General features: G+C 71.3%; 25 protein-coding genes. 10 read left to right on the top strand and 15 right to left on the bottom strand.

Annotated features, from left to right (window positions below):
• Window positions 1–4: 4 nt before the first annotated feature.
• Complete coding sequence (locus ACQPZF_RS41960; RefSeq protein WP_433266841.1) at window positions 5–745, bottom strand: TetR/AcrR family transcriptional regulator; 741 nt, start codon at window positions 743–745, stop codon at window positions 5–7.
• A gap of 124 nt (window positions 746–869) precedes the next feature.
• On the opposite strand from ACQPZF_RS41960, the gene ACQPZF_RS41955 reads away from it, so the two are divergent.
• The gene (locus tag ACQPZF_RS41955; protein ID WP_433266840.1) at window positions 870–2975 is read left to right on the top strand and encodes an MMPL family transporter; all 2106 of its coding nucleotides are present in this window, start codon (window positions 870–872) and stop codon (window positions 2973–2975) included.
• Between the two features lie 80 nt (window positions 2976–3055).
• Here the strand turns inward: ACQPZF_RS41955 and ACQPZF_RS41950 are convergent, their stop codons facing one another.
• A complete protein-coding gene (locus tag ACQPZF_RS41950) occupies window positions 3056–4060 on the bottom strand; it encodes a PQQ-binding-like beta-propeller repeat protein (RefSeq protein ID WP_433266838.1) in 1005 nt (334 codons plus the stop codon).
• 261 nt (window positions 4061–4321) lie between these two features.
• Complete coding sequence (locus ACQPZF_RS41945) at window positions 4322–6328, bottom strand: DUF2339 domain-containing protein (RefSeq protein ID WP_433266836.1); 2007 nt, start codon at window positions 6326–6328, stop codon at window positions 4322–4324.
• Window positions 6329–6491: 163 nt separating this feature from the next.
• Here ACQPZF_RS41945 and ACQPZF_RS41940 point away from each other — a divergent pair, with 163 nt between their 5' ends.
• The 6 genes from ACQPZF_RS41940 to ptsP all read left to right on the top strand — a co-directional run bounded on the left by ACQPZF_RS41940 (window position 6492) and on the right by ptsP (window position 13442).
• Window positions 6492–7475 carry a LacI family DNA-binding transcriptional regulator gene (locus ACQPZF_RS41940; RefSeq protein ID WP_433266834.1) on the top strand — a complete coding sequence of 328 codons (984 nt, stop codon included), beginning with the start codon at window positions 6492–6494 and terminating at the stop codon, window positions 7473–7475.
• Complete coding sequence (locus ACQPZF_RS41935; RefSeq protein WP_433266832.1) at window positions 7465–8907, top strand: sugar ABC transporter ATP-binding protein; 1443 nt, start codon at window positions 7465–7467, stop codon at window positions 8905–8907. The genes ACQPZF_RS41940 and ACQPZF_RS41935 overlap by 11 nt, the downstream gene beginning before the upstream one ends.
• On the top strand, window positions 8904–9863 hold the full coding sequence (locus ACQPZF_RS41930; protein WP_433266831.1) for an ABC transporter permease: 960 nt from the start codon (window positions 8904–8906) through the stop codon (window positions 9861–9863). The genes ACQPZF_RS41935 and ACQPZF_RS41930 overlap by 4 nt, the downstream gene beginning before the upstream one ends.
• A 48-nt stretch (window positions 9864–9911) precedes the next feature.
• Window positions 9912–10829, top strand: a complete 918-nt coding sequence (locus ACQPZF_RS41925) for a substrate-binding domain-containing protein (RefSeq protein ID WP_433266830.1) — start codon at window positions 9912–9914, stop codon at window positions 10827–10829.
• Entirely contained in the window at window positions 10826–11689 is an 864-nt protein-coding gene (locus ACQPZF_RS41920) for a ribokinase (RefSeq protein WP_433266828.1), read from the top strand. Before ACQPZF_RS41925 ends, ACQPZF_RS41920 begins: the two co-directional genes overlap by 4 nt.
• Window positions 11690–11810: 121 nt before the next feature.
• Window positions 11811–13442: a phosphoenolpyruvate--protein phosphotransferase gene (gene ptsP, locus ACQPZF_RS41915; protein ID WP_433266826.1), complete on the top strand. Its 1632-nt coding sequence runs from the start codon at window positions 11811–11813 to the stop codon at window positions 13440–13442.
• 38 nt (window positions 13443–13480) lie between these two features.
• On the opposite strand, the gene ACQPZF_RS41910 is transcribed toward ptsP, so the two are convergent.
• Window positions 13481–13822: a winged helix-turn-helix transcriptional regulator gene (locus tag ACQPZF_RS41910; protein ID WP_433266824.1), complete on the bottom strand. Its 342-nt coding sequence runs from the start codon at window positions 13820–13822 to the stop codon at window positions 13481–13483.
• A 118-nt stretch (window positions 13823–13940) separates the two neighbouring features.
• Here ACQPZF_RS41910 and ACQPZF_RS41905 point away from each other — a divergent pair, with 118 nt between their 5' ends.
• Window positions 13941–14639: an alpha/beta hydrolase gene (locus tag ACQPZF_RS41905; protein ID WP_433266822.1), complete on the top strand. Its 699-nt coding sequence runs from the start codon at window positions 13941–13943 to the stop codon at window positions 14637–14639.
• 102 nt (window positions 14640–14741) lie between these two features.
• Here ACQPZF_RS41905 and ACQPZF_RS41900 read toward each other — a convergent pair whose 3' ends face one another.
• The 7 genes from ACQPZF_RS41900 to ACQPZF_RS41870 all read right to left on the bottom strand — a co-directional run bounded on the left by ACQPZF_RS41900 (window position 14742) and on the right by ACQPZF_RS41870 (window position 21120).
• Complete coding sequence (locus ACQPZF_RS41900; RefSeq protein WP_433266820.1) at window positions 14742–15620, bottom strand: LysR family transcriptional regulator; 879 nt, start codon at window positions 15618–15620, stop codon at window positions 14742–14744.
• 4 nt (window positions 15621–15624) lie between these two features.
• Window positions 15625–16191 (bottom strand): hypothetical protein, encoded by a 567-nt coding sequence (locus ACQPZF_RS41895; RefSeq protein WP_433266819.1) that lies wholly within the window; start codon window positions 16189–16191, stop codon window positions 15625–15627.
• Window positions 16192–16261: 70 nt separating this feature from the next.
• The gene (locus ACQPZF_RS41890) at window positions 16262–17452 is read right to left on the bottom strand and encodes a glycine C-acetyltransferase (protein WP_433266817.1); all 1191 of its coding nucleotides are present in this window, start codon (window positions 17450–17452) and stop codon (window positions 16262–16264) included.
• 1 nt (window position 17453) lies between these two features.
• Window positions 17454–18488, bottom strand: coding sequence for an L-threonine 3-dehydrogenase (gene tdh, locus ACQPZF_RS41885; protein WP_433266815.1), 1035 nt, complete (start codon window positions 18486–18488; stop codon window positions 17454–17456).
• Window positions 18489–18524: 36 nt separating this feature from the next.
• Window positions 18525–19988 (bottom strand): SDR family oxidoreductase, encoded by a 1464-nt coding sequence (locus ACQPZF_RS41880; RefSeq protein WP_433266813.1) that lies wholly within the window; start codon window positions 19986–19988, stop codon window positions 18525–18527.
• 71 nt (window positions 19989–20059) lie between these two features.
• A complete protein-coding gene (locus ACQPZF_RS41875) occupies window positions 20060–20263 on the bottom strand; it encodes a DUF397 domain-containing protein (protein WP_433266811.1) in 204 nt (67 codons plus the stop codon).
• A gap of 17 nt (window positions 20264–20280) precedes the next feature.
• The gene (locus tag ACQPZF_RS41870) at window positions 20281–21120 is read right to left on the bottom strand and encodes a helix-turn-helix domain-containing protein (RefSeq protein ID WP_433266809.1); all 840 of its coding nucleotides are present in this window, start codon (window positions 21118–21120) and stop codon (window positions 20281–20283) included.
• Between the two features lie 186 nt (window positions 21121–21306).
• On the opposite strand from ACQPZF_RS41870, the gene ACQPZF_RS41865 reads away from it, so the two are divergent.
• On the top strand, window positions 21307–21510 hold the full coding sequence (locus tag ACQPZF_RS41865) for a hypothetical protein (RefSeq protein WP_433266807.1): 204 nt from the start codon (window positions 21307–21309) through the stop codon (window positions 21508–21510).
• 72 nt (window positions 21511–21582) lie between these two features.
• Here the strand turns inward: ACQPZF_RS41865 and ACQPZF_RS41860 are convergent, their stop codons facing one another.
• From ACQPZF_RS41860 to macS, 3 genes are read right to left on the bottom strand one after another with little or no spacing between them, the layout of a single operon-like run.
• Window positions 21583–22155 carry a DUF1707 SHOCT-like domain-containing protein gene (locus ACQPZF_RS41860; RefSeq protein ID WP_433266806.1) on the bottom strand — a complete coding sequence of 191 codons (573 nt, stop codon included), beginning with the start codon at window positions 22153–22155 and terminating at the stop codon, window positions 21583–21585.
• On the bottom strand, window positions 22152–22805 hold the full coding sequence (locus tag ACQPZF_RS41855) for a response regulator (RefSeq protein WP_433266804.1): 654 nt from the start codon (window positions 22803–22805) through the stop codon (window positions 22152–22154). The genes ACQPZF_RS41860 and ACQPZF_RS41855 overlap by 4 nt, the downstream gene beginning before the upstream one ends.
• On the bottom strand, window positions 22802–23941 hold the full coding sequence (macS, locus tag ACQPZF_RS41850) for a MacS family sensor histidine kinase (protein ID WP_433266802.1): 1140 nt from the start codon (window positions 23939–23941) through the stop codon (window positions 22802–22804). The genes ACQPZF_RS41855 and macS overlap by 4 nt, the downstream gene beginning before the upstream one ends.
• A 171-nt stretch (window positions 23942–24112) precedes the next feature.
• On the opposite strand from macS, the gene ACQPZF_RS41845 reads away from it, so the two are divergent.
• Entirely contained in the window at window positions 24113–25309 is a 1197-nt protein-coding gene (locus tag ACQPZF_RS41845; RefSeq protein WP_433266800.1) for a GGDEF domain-containing protein, read from the top strand.
• A 143-nt stretch (window positions 25310–25452) separates the two neighbouring features.
• Here the strand turns inward: ACQPZF_RS41845 and ACQPZF_RS41840 are convergent, their stop codons facing one another.
• Window positions 25453–26655 carry an AI-2E family transporter gene (locus tag ACQPZF_RS41840; RefSeq protein WP_433266798.1) on the bottom strand — a complete coding sequence of 401 codons (1203 nt, stop codon included), beginning with the start codon at window positions 26653–26655 and terminating at the stop codon, window positions 25453–25455.
• Between the last annotated feature and the right edge of the window lie 151 nt (window positions 26656–26806).

Below are 26806 nucleotides of genomic sequence, written 5' to 3'. Positions count from 1 at the left end.
GGCGCTATCGGTCGGTGAAGCCCATCCCGCCGAGGATCTCCGCGAGCATCGAGTCGAACATCGGCTCCGGGTTGGACATCGCGAACGGGAAGCGGCCGAAGACCTCCAGGGCCACGTGCCCGTAGAGCCGGACCCAGGACTGCGTGATGTGGTAGACCGCGCTCAGCGGCAGCAGGTCGGTGTCCGCCGGGACGCCCCGGTCGTTCACCGTGTCGACCAGGACGCGCTGGAACACCTCCAGGTCGGCGTGCAGGCTCTCCGGGACGTCCGGCGGCGTCGAGCCGGCCACCGAGTGGCTCGCGATGAGCCGCCCGGCGACCTCCAGGAACACCCTCCCGAACTGGTCGCCCACCTGGTGCCGGTCGTCCGGCCCGCACGCGCCGAGCGTGGTCTCGGTGGACGCGAACACCAGCGCGAACTCCTGCGGGTGCGCGAGCGCCCACTGCCGGAAGCCCCGGCACACCGCGTAGACCTGCGCGGTCACGTCCTCGGGCGGGATGCGCGCCAGGTCGGCGTCCAGTTCGACGGCGAGGTCGGTGCAGATGTCGTCGGCGAGCTGGTGCAGCAGGTCCTCGCGCGAGTCGTAGTACCGGTAGAGCGCCGGGGCGGTGATCCCGAGTTCGCGGGCGATGGCACGGAGCGTTACGGCGTCCCGGCCGTGCGCCACGAGCAGGGCACGCGCCTGTCGACGGATGTCACGCTCCGTCTCGGCGCGTAGCCGCTCTCGACGGGTGGCCTGGGTCATATGTCACCCCATCGGGTTGTAAACGGTATTCACCGGGGCGTACGGTCGGCGCAGACTTCAGTGAACGGTGTTTACAGAGTTGACGCCAATCACCCAACCGTAACGCATCGACCTGGGAGGACGCGTGTTCGCGAACTGGGGATCGCTGGCGTACCGCCGCCGATGGGTGGTGTTGATCGCGACGGTGGTGCTGGCGGTGGCCGGCGGCGTGTGGGGCCTCGGCGTGTTCGACAAGCTCAGCCAAGGCGGCTACGACGCGCCGTCCAGCGAGTCGGCGCGGGCGAACCAGGTCGCGCAGGACGCGTTCGGCCGCCAGGGCGGCGACGTGGTGGTCGTGTACGACACGGTCGACCCCGCCCGGCTCCAGGCGATCTCCACCCGGCTCGCCGACCTGCCCGCCGACGCGGTGCTCCAGGTGCAGCCGCCGCTGCCGTCGCCGGAGGCCGGCAAGTCGCTGGTCGCGATCACGCTGCGCGGCGCCGACTCCAACTCGCACGTCAAGCAGTACGAGCAGATCGCCGACCGGCTCCAGGTCGACGGCGTGACCGCGCAGGTCGGCGGGCTGGTGCCGACCCAGAAGGCGATCAACGACATCTCGGCGTCCGACCTGACCAAGGCCGAGGCGGTGTCGCTGCCGATCGTGCTGGTGCTGCTGGTGATCATCTTCGGCGGCCTGGTCGCGGCGTCCCTGCCGGTCCTGGTGGGCGGCCTCGCGATCATGGGCTCGCTCGGCGTGCTGCACGCGATCTCGCTCGGCACGGAGGTGAACTCGTTCGCCGTCAACGTGGCCAGCCTGCTCGGCCTCGGCATGGCGATCGACTACGGGCTGTTCATGGTCGGCCGGTTCCGCGAGGAACTCGCCGCCGGCCGCAGCACCCCGGACGCCGTGCGGCGGACCGTCATGTCCGCCGGCCGCACCGTGATGTTCTCGGCGACCCTGCTGGTGATCGCGCTGTCCGGGCTCCTGCTGTTCCCGCACGGGTTCCTGAAGTCCCTCAGCTACGGCGGCATGTCGGCGGTCGCGATCGCGGCGCTGGTGTCGCTGACCCTGCTGCCCGCGCTGCTCGGCATCCTCGGGCACCGCGTCGACAAGCTCGCCGTGCCGTGGCGCAAGGGCAAGGTGGCGTCGGACCAGGGCTGGCGGAAGCTGGCCGGCCGGGTGATGAAGCGGCCGGTGCTGTTCGCGCTGCCGATCGTGGGCGTGCTGCTCGCACTCGGCGCGCCGTTCCTGGGCGTGAAGTTCGGCGAGGTCACGGAGAAGGTGCTGCCCGAGGGCAACTCGGTGCGGGTCGCGACCGAGACCATCAACGAGGACTTCGCCGGGCTCGCGTCCGGCGGGTTCAAGATCGTGGTCACCGGCGACCCGTCGCCCGCCGCCGTGCAGGCGTTCGCGACCGAGGTCGGGGCCGTGCCGGGCGTCGGCGAGGCGCGGATCACCGCCGAGCCGAAGAACGGCGTGTGGCTGCTCAACGCGGGCCTGGAGCACGACCAGCTCGGCGACGAGTCCAAGCAGGCGCTGAAGGACGTCCGGGCGCTGGCCGCGCCGGATTCGGCGGAGGTGCTGGTCGGCGGCAGCACGGCGATGGTGTCGGACAGCCTCGACGCGATCCGCGACAAGCTGCCGTGGATGGTGCTGCTGCTGGTGGGTGCGACGTTCGTGCTGATGTTCCTGGCGTTCGGCTCGATCCTGCTGCCGATCAAGGCGGTCGTGGTCAGCGCGCTGTCGCTGTCGGCCACGTTCGGCGTGCTGGTGTGGGTGTTCCAGGAGGGGCACGGCGCGTCGCTGCTCAACGTGACGCCCGCGCCGCTGGAGTCCGGGATCGTGGTGCTGATGGCGGCCATGGTGTTCGGGCTGTCCACGGACTACGAGGTCTTCCTGCTGTCCCGGATGGTGGAGGCGCGCGGGCGCGGCGCGTCGACCGAGGAGGCGGTGACGGCGGGCCTGGCGAAGACCGGGCGCGTGATCACCGCGGCGGCGCTGCTGCTGATCGTGGTGACCGGCGCGTTCGCGTTCTCGCAGATCACCATGATGCGGTTCGTCGGGGTCGGCATGATCCTGGCGCTGGCCCTGGACGCGACCGTGGTCCGGATGCTGCTGGTGCCGGCGGTGCTGAAGCTGATGGGCAACGCGGCGTGGTGGGCGCCGGGGCCGCTGCGGCGGATCCAGGAGCGCATGGCGATCCACGAGGAGGCGCCGGTGGAGGAGGAGAAGGTCCCCGCCCGGGTCTAGGCAGGCGGATCGGCGGTCGGTGGAGGACCGGGGCGCGTCCGGTCGTCCGGGTCGGCGGTCGGCGGAGGACATGCGTGCCGCTAGCGGGCGGCTTGCTCGAACGCGACGGCCGTGGCGTCGAAGCCGCGGCCGGCGCCGTTCAGGCCGCTGAGCTGGAACGTGTTCAGCACGGTGTGGTCCGCGCTGTCCAGGACCACGGCCGTCCCGCCGGTGGCGAGGAAGACCCGCCGGTCGCCGGGCGCGATGGCCAGGCCCTTCGCCTCGATCCGGAGCCTGCGCTTGGTGCGGGTGGCGGTGTCGAGCTTCGCGACGGACCGGTCCAGCGCCACGTAGACGTGCCGCCCGTCCGAGGTGACGGCGAGGCTGCCCGCGCCCACGCCGACGTCGGCGGACCAGCGGACCTGGCGGCTCGCGGCGTCGATCATGGTGACCGTGCCGGCCTGGTCCGCCAGGCGCAGCGAGCTGACGTAGACCTCGCGGCCGTCCTGGCTCACCGCCACCTGCTGCGGCAGTCCGCCGACCTGGACCGTGGTGATCACCGAGGCGGTGTCGGTGTCCAGCACGCTCACGGTGCCGTCCTGGGCGTTGGCGACGTAGAGTTCCCGGCCGTCCGGCGTGACCGCGATGCCCTGCGGCTGGTTGCCCACCCGGATCGCCGCGATCAGCTTGAACGCCTCCGGTTCGATCACCGCAACCATCGCGTTGCCGCTGCCCGTGACGTACAGGCGCTTCCCGTCCGGCCGGAGCACGGCCTGCGCGAGCCGGGTGCCGATCGCCACGCGGCCCACCACACCCGTGCCGGGGTCGACCGCCGTGACCACGCCGGACCACCCGTTGACCACGTAGACCCGCTCGCCGTGCGGCGCGACGGCCACGCCGGTGGTCGCCGCGCCGGTGTCGTCCTGGGCGAGGACGGTGCCGTCGGAGGTGTCGAGCACCTGGACCTGCCCGCCGCGGGCGACCACGTAGGCCCGGGTCGCCTCCGTGCCGGCGGCGGTGACCACGGTCCGGGCGGGGACCTGGGTGCTGATCGCCGAGCAGACGAGGAGCGCCGCGATGGCGAGGGCCGCTCGTCGTGGGGACATGCGCGCATAGGAGCATTTCCCGGTGGGGACGATCCAGCTTCGTCCTACCGTCGAGTGCTTTCTTCGCCGGACCGGGTGAGGACTGCCGCCCGCGACGGCGGAGCGGGCGGCAGCGCGCCGTGGTGTGCCCGGCGCCGGTCGCTCGGGGGGCGAAACGACCGACGCCGGACCCCTGCCGGTGCGCTGCACCGGTGGTCGTGCCCCGACGACGTAGAACTACCACCAGGTTGACGCAAGGTGGGCCGTTTTGGATCCCGAGAGCTACGAATTAGCCGAAATTCGTCGGGTTGCCACCAACTTGGCGTAACGCGTGCCCGCCGTAAGGAGGACCAGCCCTGCTCCGATGAACGCCAGAACACGGGCGATCCCGTCCAATGCGGACAGGTCGAACAGCAGCAGTTTCGCCACCGCCGCCCCGACCAGCACCAATCCGGCCACGCGGAGTGACCGGACGTCGATGCCCCTGACCAGCAGCACGAGGGCGGCGATCGTCCACGACACCGTCACGATCGAGTGGCCGAACACGAATCCGGTCACGCTCTGCGACACCAGCAGCGCGCCGCACAGCACCACCCCGGCCGCCGCGTAGAGCACGACCAGCCCGATCCCGATCCACGGCAGCGGGTGCCGGCCGAGGACGTCGAGCCGCACGGCCGCCCACGGCAGGGCGATGGCGAGCAGGCCGAGGACGAGCGCGGTCAGCAGCCCGGCCACCAGGTCGCCGTTGCCGACCAGCCGCCACGGCTCCTCCAGCAGCAGCGCGGGCGGCACGGCGTCCTTGATCGTCATGACGAGCCCGAACCCGCCGAACACCGCGGAGCCCAGCAGCGCGCCGCGCGACCCGATCCGCTTGCCCAGGAAGGCCAGCACGAGCGCTTCGGCCAGCACGACCGCGGCCCGGGTGCTGCCTTCGAGGATGACCGCGGTGCTGATGAACAGCGCGAACACCCCGACGCACCCGACACCGGCCGTGAAGGGCACGGGCAGGCTCCGCCGACCGACCGCCCACAGCGCCAGCATGATCACCGCGATGACCCCGGCCAGGCCGGCGGCCCAGTGCTTGTCCAGCACGACGGTCGTGAGCAGGGCGGGCATCGGCGACCCGACCGCGAGGCCGAGCGCCGTGACGTCACCGGGCCGGATCCGGACGGTCAGCACGGCCGCCGCCACGCCGATCACGGCGGCCACCAGCGCGACAGCGGACAGCACGCGCGGGTCGTCGGTCCGGCCGATGGTGGCGATCGTGGCGAGCAGCGGCGGCACACCGGCCGTGACGGCCAGCGAGGGCCAGTCGCGCTTGAGGTGGACCGGGCTCGCGGCCATCTTCAGCACCAGCAGGAACGCCACCAGCAACGGCGTGAAACCCTCGGTCAGGATCGGCGCGCACACCGCGCACGCGCCCACGACGCCGACCGCGAACGCGGCCGAGTCCCACCGCATCGCGAGGAGCAGCCCGGCTGCGGCCACCGCGAGCCCGGCGGCCAGTCCGCCGCCTTCCGGCAGGTAGGAGTAGATCGAGGTCGCGGCGACCACGTCCAGGTAGAGCACGGCGAAGCCGGTCGCGGCGACGGCGAACGCGCCGGTGCGGGAGGTCTCGCTGCGGTGCAGGCGCAGGGCGATGCCGATCAGCGCCGCGCCCAGCGCCGCGCCGCCGATCACGCGCGGCAGCGGGCCAAGGTAGCCGCGCTGGACGGCCAGGATCAGGAGGAGGACGACGCCCAGCAACGTGACCGCGCCGCCGACCCAGGCCAGCAGCTTGCTGCCCGCGCCGGGTTGGCTCAGGCGGTCGAAGAGCGAGGGTGGTGGCGGGACCGGGCGGTTGGTGGCCCAAGGGGTGGGTGGCGGTGCGTGCGGCGGTGCGTGCGGCGGTGGTGCGTTCAGGGGTGGTGCGTTCAGGGGTGGTGCGTTGAAGGGCGGTGGGTTCAAGGGGGGCGGTGCGGCCCAGCCTTGCCACGCGGCGTTGGGCAGGTGCGGCTGATAGGCAGGTGTGGCGGGTTGAGCGGGCTGACTGGTCGCGGCTTCGGGCTCGGCGGCTTCGGGTTCCGCGGCCTCGGGCTCGGCGGCTTCGGGCTCGGCGGCTTCGGGTTCCGCGGCTGCCGGTTCGGCGGTCTCGGGTTTCGCGGCTGCCGGCTCGGCCGTCTCGGGAGCACCGGGCCGCACCGCCGTGAGGGTGCCGACGTTCTTCAGCTCCAAGCCCACCGCTTCCAGGCGGCGGCCGAGGTGGCCGAGTTCGTCTGCCAGCCGTATCAGCGGGTCCTGTCCAGTCATGTGACCAGCCTCGCGCCAGACCGCTGTATCCGGATCCGTACCTCTACTCAATGCCCGTACCGAACAGGTCACGGCGCTGAATCGAGCAACTTGACAGCCTCCCGCGTGTAACCGATTAACTAGCGCCTGTAATCGATACCACGTGACCGAGGAGGTGCGCAGCGTGACTACGATCAAAGACGTGGCGCAACATGCCGGGGTCTCGACGGCGACCGTCTCCCGTGTCCTCAACGGCCATGCCGCGCCCACCCCGGAGACCCGCACCCGCGTCCTCGCCGCCGTCGACGAACTCGGCTACCGCCCCAACGCCCTGGCCCGCTCCCTGCGCACCACCGCCACCACGACCCTCGGCCTGGTGATCAGCGACCTGGTCAACCCGTTCTTCGCCGAGATCGCCCGCGCCGTGGAGGAGGAAGCCCGCGCGCACGGCTACTGCGTGATCGTCGCCAACGCCGACGAGAGCGCCGACCAGCAGGCCACCTACGTCCGCAACCTGCTGGACCGCCGCGTCGACGGCCTCCTGGTCTGCCCCGCGACCGACGACCCGACCTGGGTCGCCGAGGTCGAGGCCAACGGCGTCCCGCTCGTGCTGCTCGACCGCACGGTCCGGGGCGCGACCTGCCCGGTGGTCCGCGCGGACGGCGCGCAAGCGCTTGCCGAGCTGGCGGAAACCCTCCGCGCCGCAGGTCACCGCAAGGTGGGCGTGATCGCGGGCCCGGCCGACACCAGCACCGGGCGCGAGCGTCTGGAGCAGTTCGCCCGAGGCGGGCTGGACCTCGTCGTGGTGCACGGCGACTTCCGGCGGGAGAGCGGCGCACGGGCCGCCGCCGAACTCGTCTCCCGGGCCGACCGCCCCACCGCGCTGGTCGCGATGGACAACCTGATGGGGCTCGGCGCGCTCGAAGAACTGCGCCGCCGCAAGCTGAAGGTGCCCGACGACGTGGGTCTCGCGGTCTACGACGACCAGCCGTGGTTCCCGCTGCTCGACCCGCCGATCACGGTGATCGCCCAGCCCACCGTCGAGATGGGCCGGGAGGCCGCGCGGAGCCTGCTCCGGCTGATCGCGGGCGTGCAGCCGGCCGACGTCCAGCTCACCGCGCGCCTGGTGCCGCGTGGTTCCTGCGGGGAGGCGACCGGTGCTGCTTAGCGCCCGGGACATCACCAAGAGCTTCACCGGCGTCAAGGCGCTCGACGGCGTGGACTTCGACGTCCGCCCCGGTGAGGTGCACGTCCTGCTCGGCGAGAACGGCGCGGGCAAGTCCACGCTGGTCAAGGTGCTGGCCGGGGTCCACGCGCCGGACCGGGGCGCGGTCGAGCTGTCCCCCGGCGCCAAGCTGGCGGTGATCCACCAGGAACTCACGCTGGTCCCCCGGCTGTCGGTGGCGGAGAACCTGTTCCTCGGCCGCCCGCCCCGGCGGTTCGGGATTGTCGACAAAGCGCGAATGCGACAGGACGCCCGCCGGCTGCTGGAACGCGTCGGGCTGGCGGTAGACCCGGACACGGCGGCGCGCGACCTCGGCATCGCGCAGCAGCAGATGATCGAGATCGCCCGTGCCCTCGACCTGGACGCGCAGGTGCTGGTGCTGGACGAGCCCACCGCCGTGCTCACCGACACGGAGACCGACCGGCTGCTGGCGATCATGGCGGAACTGCGGGACCAGGGCGTCGGCCTGGTGTTCATCACGCACCACCTGGACGAGATCCGGCGGATCGCCGACCGCGTCACGGTGCTGCGGGACGGGCGCAGCGTCGGTGTCCTGCCCCGGGGCGCGAGCGTCGAGCGGATGATCGAGCTGATGGTCGGGCGGACGATCGCCGAGCAGTACCCGCGCCGCCGCCAGGACCCCGGCGAGGTGCTGCTCGAAGTCGACGGGCTCACCCGGGACGGTGTCTTCCACGACGTGTCGTTCCACGTGCGCGCGGGCGAGGTCGTCGGGGTCGCGGGGCTGGTCGGAGCCGGGCGCACGGAGGTCGTGCGGGCGGCGTTCGGCGTGGACCGCTACGACTCCGGACGGGTCGCGGTCGCCGGCGAGCCGCTGCCGAAGCACGACGTGCGGGCCGCGCTGCGAGCCGGGCTGGGACTGGTGCCGGAGGACCGCAAGGGCCAGGGCCTGGTGCTGACCTCGACGGTCGGCGACAACCTCGGCCTGGTCACGCTGCGCTCGACGGCGCGGGGCGGGCTGGTCGACCGCAAGGGGCAGCGGGCGCGGGCCGGCGGGATGGCGGAGGCGTTGCGGGTCAAGACCTCCGGGCTCGACCAGGAGGTGCGCGAGCTGTCCGGCGGCAACCAGCAGAAGGTCGTCATCGGGAAGTGGCTGCTGGCCGACCCGAAGGTGCTGGTGCTGGACGAGCCGACGCGCGGCGTCGACGTCGGCGCGAAGGTGGAGATCTACGAGCTGGTCAACCGGATGACCGCGGCCGGCCGCGCCGTGCTGCTGGTGTCGTCCGACCTGCCCGAGGTGATCGGGATGAGCGACCGGATCGTCGTGATGGCGCACGGCCGGGTCGCGGGCGAGCTGCCCGCCGGCACGACCCAGGACAAGGTGATGGCGTTGGCGGTACAGGAGTTCCCGGCATGAGCAGCGCAGTGGGCGGTCGTCAGGTGTTCGCGCGCAAGGCGCTGGCGGAGAACGGCGCGCTCGCCGGCCTGCTGGTGCTGGTCGTCGCGCTGTCCGTGCTGGCGCCGACGTTCCTGAGCACCCAGAACCTGCTGAACGTCGGCGTGCAGGCGGCCGTCGTGGCGGTGCTGGCGTTCGGCTCGACGTTCGTCATCGTGTCCGGCGGCATCGACCTGTCGGTGGGCAGCGTGGCCGCGCTGTCCGCGATGGTCGGCGCGTGGTCGTCCGCCGAGGCCGGGCTGCCCGGACCGCTCGCGCTGCTGCTGGGCCTGGCCACCGGCGTGGTCGCGGGCCTGGTCAACGGGGCGCTCGTGGCCTACGGCAGGCTGCCCGCGTTCATCGCGACCCTGGCCATGCTCAGCGTCGCGCGCGGGCTGACCCTCGTGGTGTCGCAGGGCAGCCCGGTCACCACGCCGGACGTCGTCGGCTTCCTGGGCTCGAACCTCACGCCGTACCTGCCGGTGCCGCTGCTGGTGCTGCTGGTGTTCTTCGGCGTCACGGGCTTCGTGCTGTCCCGCACCTACTCCGGCCGCGCGATGTACGCCATCGGCGGCAACGAGGAGGCCGCGCGGCTGTCCGGCATCGACACCCGGCGGCAGAAGCTCGTCGTCTACGCCCTGTCCGGCCTGTTCGCCGCCGTCGCCGGGATGCTGCTCGCCGGACGCCTGTCGTCCGCGGGCCCGCAGGCCGCCGTCGGCTACGAGCTGGACGCGATCGCGGCCGTCGTCATCGGCGGCGCGTCGCTGTCCGGCGGGGTCGGCCGCGCCACCGGCACGCTGGTCGGCGCGCTCGTCCTGGCCGTCCTCCGCAACGGCCTCAACCAACTGCAGGTGTCCCCGTTCTGGCAGCAGGTCGTGATCGGCGCGGTCATCGCGCTGGCCGTGCTGCTCGACACCCTCCGCCGCCGTACCCGATGAGCCGCCGAACCCGATGAGCCGCCGTACCCGATGAAAGGAAACAGTCTGATGAAGTTCCGCGGTGTCGCCGCGCTGTCCGCCCTCGCTCTGGCGCTGACGGCGTGCGGTTCGGGGACGTCGGCCGGCGGTGGTGACGACATCACCGTCGGGCTGGCGATCTCGACCCTGGACAACCCGTACTTCGTGGCGCTGAAGGCGGGCGCCGAGAAGGCCGCCGCCGAGCTGGGCGTCAAGCTCACCGTCGTGGACGCGCAGAACGACGCGACCAACCAGGTCAACCAGGTCCAGACGTTCACCACGCAGGGCGTCAAGGCGATCGTCCTCAACCCGGTCGACTCCAAGCAGGCCACGCCCGCGGCGAAGGCCGCCGAGAACGCGGCCATCCCGCTGGTCGCGGTGGACCGCTCGGTGGACGAGGGCAAGGTCGCGTCCGAGGTCGCCTCGGACAACGTGCAGGGCGGCACGCTGGCCGCGATCGAACTCGGCCGTGCGGTGAGCGGCGAAGTCGTCCACCTCCAGGGGATTCCCGGCGCGTCGGCGTCCCGGGACCGCGGGCGCGGGTTCGAGCAGGGGCTGAACTCCGGGGGCATCGAGGTCGTCGCGAGCCAGCCGGCGGACTTCAACCGGGCTCGCGGGCTGGATGTCATGACGAACCTGGTGCAGGCCAACCCCGGCATCAAGGGTGTGTTCGCGGACAACGACGAGATGGCGTTGGGCGCGATCAAGGCCCTTGGTGACCGGGCTGGGCGGGAGGTGCACGTGGTCGGGTTCGACGGCACGCCCGACGGGTTGCAGGCCATCGAGGACGGCACGATGACCGCGACCGTTGCGCAGCAGCCTGAGGTGTTGGGGCGGATGGCTGTGGAGCAGGCGGTGAAGGCGGCGCGGGGGGAGACCGTCCAGGCGGTCGTGGACGTCGAGGTGAAGGTCGTGACCAAGCAGAACCTGGCAGAGTTCAAGAAGTGACGGTACTGGTGCTGGGCTCGGCCAACGCGGACCTCGTCGTCGCTGTGCCCCGTCGGCCCGGTGGCGGGGAGACGGTGTTGGGCGGTGACACCGCGGTGATGCCTGGTGGCAAGGGGGCCAACACGGCTGTTGCCGCCGGGCGGCTGGGTTGCTCGGTCGGGTTGGTGGGGGCTGTGGGCCCGGACCAGTACGGGGCGTTGCTGTTGGAGTCGTTGGCTGCTGCCGGGGTGCGTACCTCGTTCGTGCGTACCTCGGCGCGGCCTACCGGGTTGGCCTACATCACGGTTACACCTGATGGGGAGAACTCGATCGTGGTGGCTCCTGGGGCCAATTCGGACGTTTCCGTGTCTGATGTGGATGGTGTGGAGTGGGATGGTGTGACGGTTTTGGCGTGTTCGCTGGAGGTTCCGTTGGGGACTGTGGCGCATGCCTTGGCTGTTGCGGCTTCTCGTGGGGTTCGTCCGGTGCTCAATTTGTCCCCGGTTGTGGGAGTTCCCGCATCGGTGTTGGGGTTGTTGGATCCGTTGATCGTCAATGAGCACGAGGCTCGGGCCTTGCTCGGGTCGGCTGGGTCGTTTGCCGGGTTGTTGGATCTCGGGCCTCGGTCTGCGGTGGTGACGTTGGGTTCTCGGGGGGCGGTGGTGGTTACGCCTTCCGGGGTGTCGTCGGTGTCTGCTCCCTCGGTTACGCCGGTGGACACCACCGGGGCCGGTGATGCCTTTGCCGGTGCGTTGGTGGCTGGATTGGATCGTGGGGAGTCGCTGGTTTCGGCCGCTGGGTTTGCGGCTCGGGTGGCGGCTACTTCGGTTACCCGGCCCGGGGCTCAGCCTTCGTATCCGCTGCCTGGTGAGGTGTTGTGATCGTCGGCTCTTGACGAAGAGACTGCGCGCGCCGCCGCTTCGGGCCGCGTGCGGTGGCGGACTGGTGGGTAGTGGCGTTGGCTGTTCACGTCACGTCTACCCGGAGGGTATGGTCTAGACCATGTCTAGCGCGCGGCTGAGTGGTGTCGGGGTCAGTTCCGGCCGGGCTTCCGGGCCGGTGGTCCGGGTTGCCGAGGCGTTGGGGGAGCCTGCTGCCGGCCCCGCGCCTGCTGATCCCGGTCAGGAGGCTGCTCGTATCCGGCCGGCCGCTGCCGTGGTGGCCGAGCGGCTCTTCGCGCGTGCGGCGGAGGCTGTGGGCGATGCCAAGGCCGTCTTGGAGACCACTGCCGCCATGGCTGCCGATCCCGCGTTGTTGTCGCAGGCCGAGAAGCTCGTCTCCGCCGAGTCGTTGCCTGCCGCGCGGGCCGTCTACCAGGCTGCTGACGGGTTCATCACCGCTCTTGAGGCCGCCGGCGGGTACATGGCCGAGCGGGCGCGGGACGTTCGGGACGTTCGGGATCGGGTGGTCGCCGAGTTGCTCGGGGTGGCTGCTCCTGGGGTGCCCGAGCTGGCCTCTCCCAGTGTTCTCGTGGCTCGTGACCTGGCGCCGGCCGATACCGCCGGGCTTGATCCCGCCAAGGTGTTGGCGCTGGTCACCGAAGAAGGCGGCCCTACCTCGCACACCGCGATCCTGGCTCGTTCGCTGGGTATTCCGGCGGTCGTGGCTTGTCGGGGTGTGCTCGCGCTGGATGCCGACGCGCTCCTCGTGGACGGGGACACCGGGGTGGTCGAGGTGTCCGATGGCGCTGTCCTCGCGGCCCACCTGGCGGGTAAGGCCTCGTGGAACGGGGTCGGCGTGCTTCGTGACGGCCATCGGGTGAAGGTCCTCGGCAACGTTGGCTCGCCTGCCGACGCCGTCGCCGCCGCTGCCGGTGGCGCGGAAGGGGTCGGGCTGTTCCGGACCGAGTTCTGCTTCCTCTCGTCCACTCAGGAGCCGAGCGTGGACGAGCAGCGGGCCGCTTATGGCGCTGTGCTAGCGCCGTTCGCGGGTAAGCCCGTTGTCGTGCGCACGTTGGACGCGGGGGCCGACAAGCCTCTTGCCTTCCTCGAACCGGACGCCGAGCCGAACCCGGCCCTGGGTGTGCGTGGGCTTCGGGTGGCCTTCGACCGGCCGGAGGTGTTGGACCGGCAGTTGGAGGCGATCGCGCTCGCCGCGCAGGACAGCGGCGCCGACGTGTCCGTGATGGCACCCATGGTCGCGACCGCCGCCGAGGCGGAGTGGTTCGTCGAACGGGCCCGCAAGGCCGGTGTCGAGCGGGCCGGGGTGATGATCGAGATTCCTGCTGCCGCGCTGGTGGCGCGGGAGATCTTGAGCGTTGTCGACTTCGTGTCCATCGGCACCAACGACCTCGCCCAGTACGTGTTCGCGGCTGATCGGCAGGTCGGCGCGGTGGCCGCGTTGAACGACCCGTGGCAGCCCGCTTTGTTGCGGCTGGTCAAGCTGGTCTGCGAGGCCGGCACCGAACTGGGCAAGCCGGTCGGGGTGTGTGGTGAGGCGGCGGCCGATCCGTTGCTCGCCTGCGTGCTCACCGGGCTGGGCGTGACCAGCCTGTCCATGAACCACACGGCGTTGGCCGGGGTCGGGGCGAAGCTCGCGAGTACCAGTTTCGACCTGTGCCAGCTCGCGGCACGGGGTGCGGTCGGCGCGGCGGACCCGGCCGCCGCCAAGCTCGCCGCCCGCGCGCCGCACTAGTGTCCTGAGTCGTCACTCCGCCGGCGAAAAGCACAGCGCTACTGGCGGTCGTCGTACGCCGCGCGGGCGGCGTCGATGTGGGGCAGGTGCGTGATGCTCCATTCGAGCAGCGGCGCGGTGGCCTCGCACAACGTCCGGCCCATCGTGGTCAGCTCGTAGCTGACGTGCGGCGGCATGACGTTGCGGACCGTGCGCGTCAGGACCCCGTCGCGCTCAAGGTCGCGCAACGTCACCGTGAGCATGCGCTGGCTGATCCCGTCGATGGACCGCTTGAGCTCGGTGAAGCGCCGCGGGCCGTCCTTGAGCATGCGCACGATCAGCAGCGCCCACTTGTCCCCGACGATCCCGAGGACTTCGCGGGCTCGGCACGGGTCCTGCATGGTTACCTCCTGAGAACCGGGGCACCGGAAAGTGCCGTATTGCCCGGCGCGCGCCGTGTGGATCACGATGTGATCGGTTACCGAAGGGTACCGAGGCACAAGGGGGAACCACTCGACCATGGCCACATTTCTGCTGGTCCACGGCGCCTGGCACAGCGGGCGGAGCTGGGACCGGGTGGTTCCGCTGCTGGCATCGGCCGGGCACCGGGTGCTCGCGCCGTCGCTGACCGGTTACGGCGACAAGGCACACCTGCTGAGCCCCGCGGTCGGGCTCGGCACCCACATCGACGACGTCGCCGGCCTGCTCGACGACGAGCGTCTCGACAACGTCGTGCTCGTCGGGCACAGCTACGCCGGAATGGTCATCTCAGGGGTCGCCCACCGGGCCCCGGAACGGATCGCGCACCTGGTGTTCCTCGACGCGATGGTTCCCGAGGACGGCGAAACCGCGGTCGACGTCCTTCCCGTCACCAAGCAGCTAGTCGACCTCGCCGTAGACGGCTGGCGGGTGCCGCCGATGCCGGAGCAGCCACCACCGCTCGGCCTGTTCGGGGTCACCGATCCCGAGGACATCGCCTGGTTGCGCCCGATGCTGTCGGACCAGCCGGTGCGGTGCCTGCTGGAGCCGGTCCGGCTGGACAACCCGGCCGCGGGCACGATCCCGCGTACGCACATCCACTGCGTCGCGGACCGGCCGGCGGGCATCACCCGACGCCCCGTCCCAGTCGGCGAACGGGTGCGGGAACTGCCCACCGGCCACGACTGCATGATCACCATGCCCGCCGAGCTGGTCGAGCTGCTGATCGAGGCAGCCTAGTGTCCTGAGTCGTTGAGTCGTATGCAGTACGCGGCGAGGGCGTCGAGGACCTGATCCGCGATCTCGGCAACGAATTTCCGACTCAGGACACCAACCCGCGTTTCACGGCTGGGGCTGGGCGGCGGCGGTCAGGGTTTCGCACAGCAGCCGGGTCAGCGGGTGGTCCTCGCTGCCCTTCCGCACTGCCGCGAACACCCGTCGCAAGGGAGCCGTGCCGCGTACCGGGATGCCGCGCAGCGCGTTCCTCGGCACGAGGGCGACGCCCGCGCCGGCGTGCACCAGCGCCCCGATCGCCCGGAAGTCGTTGGACGTCTGGGTGATGCGCGGGGCGAAGCCGGCTTCGCCGCAGGCCAGTTCGACCACGTCCCGCACCGGGTTGCCGGGCGGGGTGGCCACCCAGTCGTCCTCGGCCAGCGCGCGGAGGTCCGCCGACGGCTCGCCGGCCAGCGGGTGGTGCGGCGGCAGCACCACGTCGAACGGCTCGGTGTAGAGCGGGAAGCGGGTCAGCCTGCCGTCGTCGCGGCGGGGCCGGTACTCCTCGGTGATCGCCAGGTCGATCTCGCCGTCCAGCAGCAGCGGCACGCTCGCGTGCCCCTCCACGTCCCGCACCCGCACGGTCACCCCCGGCGCGGACGTCCGCAGCGCGGCGATCGCGGGCGCGACGACCTGCGTGATCGCCGACGCGAAGCTGCCCACCTCGACCCGGCCCGCGGTGCCCGACGCCAGGCCCGCCAGGGTGGCCTGGGCGCGTTCCAGCTCGGCCGCCACCGCGTTCGCGTGGCGCACCAGCAGCTCACCGGCGGAGGTCAGCGACACCCGGCGGCCCCGTCGGCGCAGCAGCTCCTGGCCGACCTCGGACTCCAGCGCCGCCAACTGCTGCGACACCGCCGACGGCGTCAGGTGCAGCGCCTGCGCCGCCGCCGTCACGGTGCCGTGGTCGGCCAGGGCCCGCAGCACGCGCAGCCGTCGGGGATCGATCACCCGCCTATTGTCTGGTCAGCGACATCGTCTGCCGACCCTGGCCCTGGCCGGAATCGAAGGTCAGGTCGATCCGCTGCTGGTGGACCTTCGCCTCCATCGCGCCGCACGGCCCGGCCGTGGTGTTGAACAGCAGGTGGTCGCCGTTCTCCGACGCGGCGCCCGCGCAGTTGAGGGTCATCGAGGGCGGCTGGTTGGCGGGGAAGTCACCCCCGCCCATGTTCGGGAAGTTCCACTCGATCGTGATCCTCAGGTCGAACGCGCCGTCCGCGCCCACGGTCAGCAGCGACGGCGTGTCCCCGACGCTGCCGGACGGCTTCAGCTCCCACGTGCCGACGGCCTCGGCGACGCTCGCGCCGCCCTTCGCGGTGTCCGCCGTGACGGAGTTGTAGACCACCGCCCCGCCGCCGCCGAACAGCGCCACGCCCAGCACGGCGAGGCCCAGACCCTTGAAGCTGAACTTGTTGGTCCGGTGCTTGTCGCCCACGTGCCGGACGCGCACATCGCGTTCCGCCTGGAAGACCCGGTTGTGGTCGCCTTCCACGTGCGACCACTGCTGGTTGCCCTGGGTCATGCCTACCTCCCCTTCTCACCAAGGAGGTAGGCGCACCCCGCGCCGGCGTTACCCGATTCGCTCTAACGGGTTAGTCCGGTTTCCGCATGATTGCGCGTGCGGCGATGAACGCGTCCACCGCCCGGTTCACGTCGTCCGTCGAGTGCGCGGCCGAGAGCTGGGTCCGGATGCGCGCCTTGCCGTGCGGCACCACCGGGTACGAGAAGCCGATGACGTAGATGCCCTGCGCCAGCAGCAGGTCCGCCATCCGGGACGCCTCCGCCGCGTCCCCGATCATCACCGGGATGATCGGGTGCTCGCCGGGCAGCAGGTCGAAGCCCTCGTCGGTCATCCGCCGCCGGAACAGCGCCGTGTTCTCCCGCAGCCGGGTGAGCAGCTCGCCGGACGAGCTGAGCAGGTCCAGCGCGGCGATCGCGGCGGCCGTGATGGACGGCGCGAGCGAGTTCGAGAACAGGTACGGCCGCGATCGCTGCCGCAGCATCTCCACGATCTCCGCCCGCCCGGACGTGTAGCCGCCGCTCGCGCCGCCCAGCGCCTTGCCGAGCGTGCCGGTGACGATGTCCACCCGGTCCTGCACGCCGAACAGCTCGGGCGTGCCGCGCCCGGTCGGGCCGGTGAAGCCGACCGCGTGCGAGTCGTCCACCATGACCAGCGCGTCGTAGCGCTCGGCCAGGTCGCAGATGTCGTCCAGCGGGGCGAGGTAGCCGTCCATGGAGAACACGCCGTCGGTCGCGATCAGGCGGTACCGGGCGTCGGACGAGTCCTTGAGTTGGCGTTCCAGGTCGTCGATGTCGCGGTTCTTGTACCGGTACCGGCGGGCCTTCGACAGCCGCACGCCGTCGATGATCGAGGCGTGGTTCAGCTCGTCGGAGATGATCGCGTCGTCCGCGCCGAGCAGCGTCTCGAACAGGCCGCCGTTGGCGTCGAAGCACGAGCTGTAGAGGATCGTGTCCTCGGTGCCCAGGAACTCGGAGAGGCGCTTTTCCAGCTCCTTGTGCGGCTCCTGCGTGCCGCAGATGAACCGGACCGACGCCATGCCGAAGCCCCAGCGGTCCAGCGCCCGGTGGGCCGCTTCGACCAGCTTCGGGTGGTCGGCCAGGCCGAGGTAGTTGTTGGCGCAGAAGTTCAGCACCTCGTCGCCGTCGCCCACCCGGACGGACGGGTTCTGCGGGGTGCCGATCACCCGTTCCGCCTTGTACAGCCCCGCCGCGCGGATCTCGTCCAAGCCGGTACGCAGGTCGTCGCGCATCGCGCCGAACATGTCAGTGAGCTCCCGTCCAGTCGAGGATGACCTTGCCGCACTTGCCCTCGCGCGCGGTGGCGAAGGCCTCGTCGTAAGCCGTGTAGTCGAACCGGTGCGTGATCACCGGGGTGAGGTCGAGGCCGCGCTGGAGCAGCACGGACATCGAGTACCAGGTCTCGAACATCTCGCGGCCGTAGATGCCCTTGATGTGCAGCATCTTCAGCACGACGCTGCTCCAGTCGACCGGGAACTCCTCGGCGGGCAGGCCCAGCATGGCGATCCGGCCGCCGTGCGCCATGTTGCCGATCATGTCCTGGAGGGCCTGGGGCTTGCCGGACATCTCCATGCCCACGTCGAAGCCCTCGGACATGCCGAGTTCGCCCTGCGCCTCGGCGATGGTCTGCCGGGAGACGTTCAGGGCGGCGTCGACGCCGACCTTCCGCGCGATGTCCAGCCGGTGGTCGCTGACGTCGGTGATGACGACGTTGCGCGCGCCCGCGTGCTTGGCGACGGCGGCGGCCATGATGCCGATCGGGCCCGCGCCGGTGATCAGCACGTCCTCGCCGATGACCGGGAAGGACAGGGCGGTGTGCACGGCGTTGCCGAACGGGTCGAAGATCGCCGCCACGTCCAGGTCCACGGACGCCCGGTGCACCCAGGCGTTCTGCTCGGGCAGCACGACGTACTCGGCGAACGCGCCGTCGCTGTGCACCCCGAGGCCGCGGGTGTGCGCACACAGGTGGCGGCGGCCGGCCTTGCAGTTGCGGCACGTGCCGCACACCAGGTGCCCTTCGCCGCTGACCAGGTCGCCGACCGCGACACCGCTCACCGAAGGCCCGGTCTCGACCACCTCGCCGACGAACTCGTGGCCCAGCACGAGCGGCGCGTGGATGTTGTGCGCGGCCCACTCGTCCCACGAGTCGATGTGCAGGTCGGTGCCGCAGATCCCGGTGCGCAGCACCCGGACGACCACGTCGGTGGGGCCGGGCGTCGGGTCGGGGACGTCGGTCAGCGACAGTCCCGGCCCGGCGGACGCCTTGACCAGTGCCTTCATGCCGGCAGTGTGCTCCCGTCGCGCTTGTGCAGTCCATCAGGACTTTCTGAACTTGCTTGTCAGCTCAGCTTCACTGGCGATGTTGCGGACCATCCCGCCGAACACCAGCCCGTGGAACGGCCACACCAGCCACCAGTAGAGGTGCCCGGCGAGTCCGCGCGGCACGAAGACCGCGCGCTGCCGGTAAGTGGACCCGCCGTCCCGACCGTCCGCCACCCGGAGTTCCAGCCACGCGAGCCCCGGCACCCGCATCTCCGCCCGCAGCCTGAGCAGCCGTCCCCGCTCGATCTCCTCGACCCGCCACCAGTCCAGCGCCTCGCCCACGTGCAGCCGGCGCGGATCCCGCCGCCCCCGGCGCAGCCCGACCCCGCCGACCAGCCGGTCCAGCCACCCGCGCACCGCCCAGGCGAGGGGGAACGAGTACCAGCCGTGCTCGCCGCCGATGCCCTCCACCACGGCCCACAGCCGTTCGGGGGAGGCTTCGGTGTGCCGCTCGCGGTCGTCCACGTAGGACGACCCACCCGACCAGTCCGGGTCCGTGGGCAGCGGGTCGCTCGGCGCGCCCGGCACCGAGGCCCCGGACCACCGCGTCTCCACGTCCGCGTCCCGCACCCTGGCCAGCGCGAGCCCCACCGCCTGGTCGTACCCGGTGGTGGGACCGGGCAGCAGCCGGCGGACGTCGTCCTCCCGGCACACCACCTCGTGCACCAGGGACTCGATCAGCGGCGCGGCGATCGACCGGGGCACCGGCGTCACCAGGTTCACCCAATGTGACGACAGCTTCGGGGTCAGCAGCGGCACCCCGACGACCCGGCGCGGCCGGAGCCCGGCGACCTCCGCGTACCGCAGCATCATGTCCTGGTAGGTCAGCACGTCCGGTCCGCCGATGTCGAACGCCCGGTTGATCCCGACCGGCAGCCCGACGGCCTCCACCAGGTACCGCAGCACGTCCCGCACGGCGATCGGCTGGACCCGGTTGCGCACCCACCGGGGCGTGACCATGACCGGCAGCCGTTCGGTGAGGTAGCGGAGCATCTCGAAACTCGCCGACCCCGACCCGATGATCACGGCGGCCTGGAAGACGACCGCCGGCACGCCGGAGGCGAGGAAGACGTCCCCGACCTCCTTGCGCGAAGCCAGGTGCGGCGACAACGCACCCCCCGGCGGGTGCAGCCCACCCAGGTACACGATCCGCCCGACCCGGGCCTCTTCGGCGGCACGGGCGGCGTTCTCGGCGCCCTTCCGATCGGCGTCGGCGAAGTCCGCCGTGTTCAACGAGTGGACGAGGTAGTGCACGACATCGACACCGGCCACGGCGGGGCGGAGCGACGACTCGTCCAACACGTCCCCGCGGACGATGTCGACCCGGTCGGCCCAGGGCACGTCCCGCAGCTTGGCCGGATCACGCACCAGGCAGCGGACCTGGTGGCCCGCTGCCAGCAGTCGCGGCACGAGCCGCCCACCGAGGTACCCGGTCGCACCGGTGACGAGACAACGCATCCCCTGATCCTGGGCGGCGCGTCGGTGTCACGCACGACAGGCGGGAGGGGCGTCCCCTCCCGCCTGCCCGACTAGCGGTCGAAGCGTCCTGCTTTGAGGCTGCCCACCAGGTCCGCGAACTTCGCCGGCGGGACTGCCAGGACGGGGCCGGAGCGGTTCTTCGAGTCGCGCAAGGCGACCACGCCGGGAACGTGGGCCACCTCGACGCAGTTGTTGTTGCCCTCCGTGTAGCTGGCCTTGCGCCAGCGTGCGGCGGACAGGTTCGGGGCAGACATCCCGAGCGCCCCCTTCGCTACTTGAGTTCACTGATACGTCGATCGAGCCTCTTGGCTGACGCCCTGTCGTCCAGGGCGGTCACCCGAAGCCGGTCGAACGCCAGCGTATACACGTCGGTGTCCTTCGGATGATCAAGATAGTCCGCGTCGGTCAGCCCCTCCAGGTACACGATCGACAAGGCCGGGACGGCAAGCCGGACGAGGGTGAACGGCGTCCCGAGAGCGTGGTGCTCTTCCTTGTCCAAAGGCAGCAACTGGAACGTCACGTGCGGCAGTTCGATCAGCTCACGGAGCCGTTCGAGTTGGGCGCGGAACACCTGCTTGCCACCGACCGGACGCAGCAGCGCCGGTTCCGCGACGACGAGCCAGCAGTCGGGCGGGTTGTCGGACGTCAGCAGTTCTTGACGCGTCGCGCGTTCGCGGGCCGCACGCGCCACGTCGGCCGGCGGGGTCGTCAGCGACATCGACAGCAGGGCCTGCGCGTAGTCCTCGGTCTGGACCGTTCCGGGCAGCACGGTTTCGTAATACAGCTTGATCTCGGACGCGTGCGCTTCCAGCACCTTGTAGGTGTCGCCCCACGCGGGCGTCCGGCCGGCTCCGGTGCGGACGCGGGCCATCCCGCCGAACTCGTTCAGCTTGTCGGCCTCCGGTCCGGTGACCTCGTACATCGCGAGCAGCGTCGCCAACTCGTCCTCGGACAGCCGGACCGTCCCGGCCTCGACCTTGCTCACCTTGGCGACGCCGTACCAGCCGAACCGCCGGGCGACCTCGGTCGGTGTCAGGCCGGCGCGTTCCCGGAGGCTGCGCAGGAAGATGCCGAGCACGACGCGGTAGGTCGTCGCGACTGGTGACGTCATGCGGTGGTCCTCCGAAGGGGTGCGCGGGATGCGGGATACATCCTGCCCTCCGAGCGCCGCGGCGGTATTCACTCGATCGGTTACAAGTTTCCCGACAGCTTACTGACTGAATTCCATTGGTCTACCGTAATCAAACGAGAAACTTCCCGATACCTTTTGATCAACCACAGCCAAGGAGGATGCGCCGTGTTCGCATCAAGGCCGACCATGTGGATGGCGGTCGACTTCGACCAGGAAGTGCGGATCGACCACGAGATCGGTCCCGAGGGTGCGAAGTTCACGTTCCCCGGCGGGAACGTGGAGCTGAACTTCGCCGAAGGGGCGCTGACCAAGATGATCGCCGCGAGCCAGGAAGCGCTCACCGCGCTGCGAGCGGCGGCGGCGAGCTGACGGGCCGGGACGGGGTGGCCACGCCACCCCGTCGCTGTCGAGGTCTACCCCCGCGGGGTTCTCGCGCCCGGCTCAGGCGTGCCGGAGCCAGTTCTTCTTCCGCTTGATCTCCAGCGAGCCCGCCGTGACGTTGCCCCGCAGCACGAAGTGCGGCCGGCCGGGACCGCCGCCCACCTTGTCGCTGAGCGACCCCGCCGAGAGCTGCACCGCGTCCGTGTTCACCGTCGCCCCGTCGGGCAGCACGAGCTTCACCGACCCCGCCGCGATGTCCAGCTCGATGTCCACCACGGCGTGCGGGATGGTCGCCTCGCGGAAGTCGAGGTCCGTCGACCCCATCCGGTTGCGCACGACGAGGGTCCGCGGCACCACCCACGTGCCCTTGCGGCGGACCGACGAGAAGGTCGCCCGCAGCTCCACCGGATCGGCCGCGGCGTGCTGCTCGACGTGCTGCTCGGTGTGCACGACCCCGGACAGGTCCAGCAGCACGGAGTTGAGCTGCGCCCGGGTCCGGGCCGCCAGCGCCGTGTCGGCGCGCTCGGTGAACTCGTCCAGCGTGATGAGCCCGCGCCCGATGGCCTTCTGGAGCACCCCGACCACGTGCTCCCGCTCCGCGTCGGACACCCGCCATTCCCTCGGATCCGTCATGTCCCCTCCGGTTCTACGTCCAGGCCGTGCTCGATGGCGTAGCGCGCCAGCTCGACACGGTTGTGCAGTTGCAGCTTCCGCAGGGTGGACTGCACGTGGTTCTCCACCGTCCGGTGCGAGATCACCAGGCGGTTCGCGATCTGCCGGGCCGTCAGGCCCTTCGCCACGAGCCGCAGCACCTCGGTCTCCCGCTCGGTGAGCTGCGGCTTGTCCTCGTCAGGGGTCGCGGCCATCCGCCGGTACTCGCCGAGCACCAGGCCCGCCAGACCCGCCGTGAACACCGCGTCCCCCGCCGCCGTCCGGTTGACCGCCTCCACCAGCTCCTCGGCCGACGCCGACTTCACCAGGTAACCCGACGCGCCCGCCTTCACGGCCTCCAGCACGTCGTCGTGCTCACCGCTCGCGGACAGCACCAGGACCCGCGTGGCGCTCAGCGATCCGGTGATCAGCGTGGTCGCCTCCACCCCGGACGGGCCGCCCAGGTTGAGGTCCATCAGCACCACGTCGGGCCGCACGGCACGGGCGATGCGCACCGCCGACGCCGCGTCGCCCGCCGTGGCCACCACCTCGAACCCGCGCTCGGCGAGGTCGCGCGCGACGCCGTCACGCCACAGCGGGTGGTCGTCGACCACCATCACGGAAACGCTCATCGGTAGACCCGCACCTCCCACTCCGTGCCCTCCCCCGGGCCGGTCTGCAGCTCCAGCGTCCCACGCAACGCCTCGACCCGGCCCCTGATGGACTGCGCGACACCCATGCGCCCCTCCGCCTCGGCCGACGCCAGCCGCCCCTCCGGAATGCCGGGCCCGTCGTCGCGGACGCTGAGCACGACCTCTTCGCCCAGGTCCTCCAGCAGCACCCAGGCCTTGGCGCCGCCGGCGTGCTTGTCCACATTGGACAGCGCCTCGCGCACCACGGCGGTCAGCTCGAACGCCGTCGCCGCCGGCAGCATCACCTGGGTGGCCGGTGTGGACACCTGCACGCGCGGCGTCGCCAGCAGTTGCAGCGCCGGGCGCAGGTCCGCGTCACCGTCCATTGTCGACTCGGTCGGCGCGGCGGCGACCAGCGACCGCAGCGCGACCTCCTGCTCACCGGCCAGTTCCGCGAGTTCCGCAGCCTCACCGCCGAGTTCCAGGCCGCGCTTGCGCACCCGGGCCAGCACCTGGAGCACACCGTCGTGAATGGACCGTGCGAGACGCTCGCGTTCCGCAGTGGCCGCTTCGGTGCGCAACGCCTGCGCCAGCCGCACCGCCGACCGGCGTGCCGTGCTGGACGCCATGCCGACGACCAGCCCCGCGCCCGCGAGCAGCACCACGTCCCGCACCAGGTCGACGCTCAGCGCGCCCCGGTTCAGGTACGTGCTCAGGCCCACCACCAGCCCGGACAGCGCGCCCGCGAGCTGGCCGCCGAGCGCGCCCGCCGCCACCGCCGGACCGCACGCCCAGATGGTCGTGATCAGGGGGACGTTGTAGAGGAACTGGGTGTCCGTCATGATCAACGGCGACAGGGACATCAACCCGCACGCGACCGCCAGGTCCGCGGACACGACCCACGGTCGGCGGCCGTTCTCCCGGCTGTACGCCTGGATGGTGAACACTGACCACAGCGCCATCGCCCCGATCACGGCCCACGCGAGCCATGGCCGTTCAAAGGTGCTGTGGTGCACGATCGCATTGCCCAAAGCGAACAGGAACGTCACGATGCGTAGCGCTACCGTTCCCCGCCAGAGGTGCGCGACCGGGTCTTCGGTCACCGATGGACCCGCCTGAGCCGGCTTTGTGTGCACGGTGTGCTCCCTTCACCCCCAATCTTGCCGTGTCGGAGTGGTGTGGCTAACCCCCAGGTGGCCGTCTGTTCCGTCACCGACTTGTATGGAAGGCTGGCCAGCATTACTGGGTGTGACTTTCGGGGGACACCGCGCCATTCGACTCCTACGACACCGGGGGGTGGGCTGAGCGTGCGGGATTGGCCACTGTGGACGCTGAGGCGGTCCGCCCTGGCCTACTGGCTGCTCGTCGACGCCCTTGCCCTCGCGGTGGTTGTGTACGTAATCGTCTCCTCGCGGCAGCCGGACTCGGGCGAACTCGCCCGGTTCGGCGCGATCGCGGGCACGGCGGGCGCGGTGATCATCGGCAGCTCCATCTACAGCCACCGGATGGGCGAGTCGGAACGCAACCCGTGGGCCGCGCACCTGTGCTACCTGACGGCGGGCCTGATCGCGCTGCCGTGCAACCTGCTGGTGCTGCTGCTGTTCGGTCCGGCGCTGCACGGCGTGCTGGCCCAACGCCCCGAGTCCCACCGCTGGGTGTTCACGCTGTCCGCCACGGCGTTGTCGGTGTTCGCCACCCGGTACCTGATCGGCTGGGCGGACCCCGCGCCCGGTCTCGGTGGGATGGTGCTGGGCGCGGCGGCGCTGCTGCTCGTGCGGGCGGTCCTGGTCGCCGTGGGCCTGAAGCTGCGCAGTCCGCGCGCGCCGGCCGAGGAGGTCGTCGGCGAGCCGATCGACGCGGTGCTCGGCATCGTCGCGGTGAGCATCGGCGGCCTGATGGGTTTCGTCGCCCTGGCGACCCCCGTGCACGCGCTGATGGCCGCCGCGCCGATGGCGTTGCTGGAACGCGCCGCGCAGTTGCCGCAGTGGCGGCGGTCCGCGCAACGGGACGCGAAGACCGGCCTGGCGAACGCCGTGCACTGGGACGGGCGGGCGAGGTACGAGCTGGCCAAGGCGCGGTCGCGCAGCCGGCCGATGGCCGTGATGCTGCTCGACCTGGACCACTTCAAGCGGGTGAACGACCGGATCGGCCACCTCGCCGGCGACGCGGCGCTGAGCGCGATCGCCGTGCTGCTGTCCGGCACGGTCCGGCGCGGCGACCTGGTGGGCCGGTTCGGCGGCGAGGAGTTCGTGGTGCTGCTGCCCGACGCCGAGCCCGCGATCGCGCGGTCCGTGGCGCAACGCGTGCGGCACGCGGTGGCCGACCTGGCCGTGACGACCGTCGGCACCGACGGCCGCGAACACCTGCTCACCGGGCTGACCGTGAGCATCGGCGTGGCGACGACCCAGCGGTTCGGCTACGAGCTGCCGGACCTGCTGGTCGCCGCCGACGCCGCCCTGCTCGCGGCGAAGGGCTACGGCCGCAACCTGGTGGAGATGGCCTAGCCGGCCGCCTGCGCGGATTCGCCTGCGAGCCGGATTCGCCTTGGAATTAGATTCGCCTGGGAGTCGGATTCGGCTGCGAGTCGGATTCGGCTGGGAGCCGGCCGCACCACCTCGCCGAGCGTGGCAGGCCGGCCGAACCTCGGCTAGCTGTTCGCGCCGCCCTTCGGCCCGCCGTCTCCCGCCCCGGTCTCGCCGTCGATGTCCTCGACCCGCGCCCCACCCGTGTCCGGCGGCCCGGTCTCCTGCGGTTCGTAGACCTCCACCTCCCGCGGCTCGACGGCCTTGTCGGAATCCGACAGCAGTGACCGGATGCCCGAGTTCAGCACCGCCAACAGCGGCACGGACAGCAGGGCTCCCGAGATACCGCCCACCACCAACCCGGCGGTGATCGCCAGCACCACGGCCAGCGGGTGCAGCTTCACCGCGCGGCCCAGCAGGAGCGGCTGGAGCACGTGGCTCTCCAACTGCATGACGCCGATCAGCACCGCCAGCACGATCAGCGCCGCCACCGGCCCCTCGGCCACCAGCGCCACCAGCACCGCCACCGCACCCGTGATCACCGCGCCGATGATCGGGATGAACGCGCCCAGGAACACCAGCGCGGACAGCGGCACGATCAGCGGCACACCGACGATCCACAGCCCGATGCCCACACCGACCGCGTCCACCACGGCCACCAGCGCCGTGGCCCGCACGTAGGACACCAGCGACGCGAAGCCGCGCCGCCCGGCCACGTCCGCCCGGTCCCGCACGTCCGCGGGCACCGCCCGGATCAGGAACCGCCAGATCCCGTCGCCGTCGTGCAGGAAGAAGATCAGCGTGAACAGCGCCAGGAGCAGCCCGGTCAGCAGCTCGCCCACGGTCGCCGCCGTGGTCAGCGCGCCCGACGTGATCTCGGCCTGGTTCTCCTTGACGGTCTGGAGCACCCGGTCCAGGTACTGCTGGAGCTGGAGGTCGCTCAGGTGCAGCGGCCCGTCCCGCAGCCAGCCCCGGATCGTGTCCAGGCTCGCGTTGACCTGCTTCTGCAGCTCCGGCAGGCCGTTGGAGAACTCGGTGATGACGAACGTGAGCACGCCGCCCACCACCGCGATGCCGCCGACCAGCACCAACCCGGTCGCCAGCCCGCGCGGCACCCCCACCTGGACCAACTGGGCCACCGCCGGCGCCAGCAGCGCCGCCAGCAGCAGCGCGATCCCGGCCGGGATCACGATGGTGGTCAGGTACCCGACCACCATGCCCACGACATAGAGCGCGGCGACCACGGCGACGAACCGCCAGCTCAACGCCGCGCTGACCCGCAACAGCCGCGGCACCCGCGCGCTGATCTCCTTCTCACTCCCCGTCACACGATCACCGTAGCCGCCGGCCGCCGCCGCAGGCCGGACAAGTAGCCGACCGCACGGCGAGTTGCGGTTTCCCGCCTCCTCGACTGCCCGGATCCGCGTCTCCTCGATCACCCGAAACCGCCGAATCCTGGTCAACCACGTCGCCGGGATG

This window comes from Actinosynnema sp. CS-041913, from assembly GCF_050942485.1.
In the GTDB taxonomy this organism is placed as follows: domain Bacteria; phylum Actinomycetota; class Actinomycetes; order Mycobacteriales; family Pseudonocardiaceae; genus Actinosynnema.
Note: the sequence above shows the minus strand (reverse complement) of the source record. Positions and strands in the feature narration are given on the sequence as shown.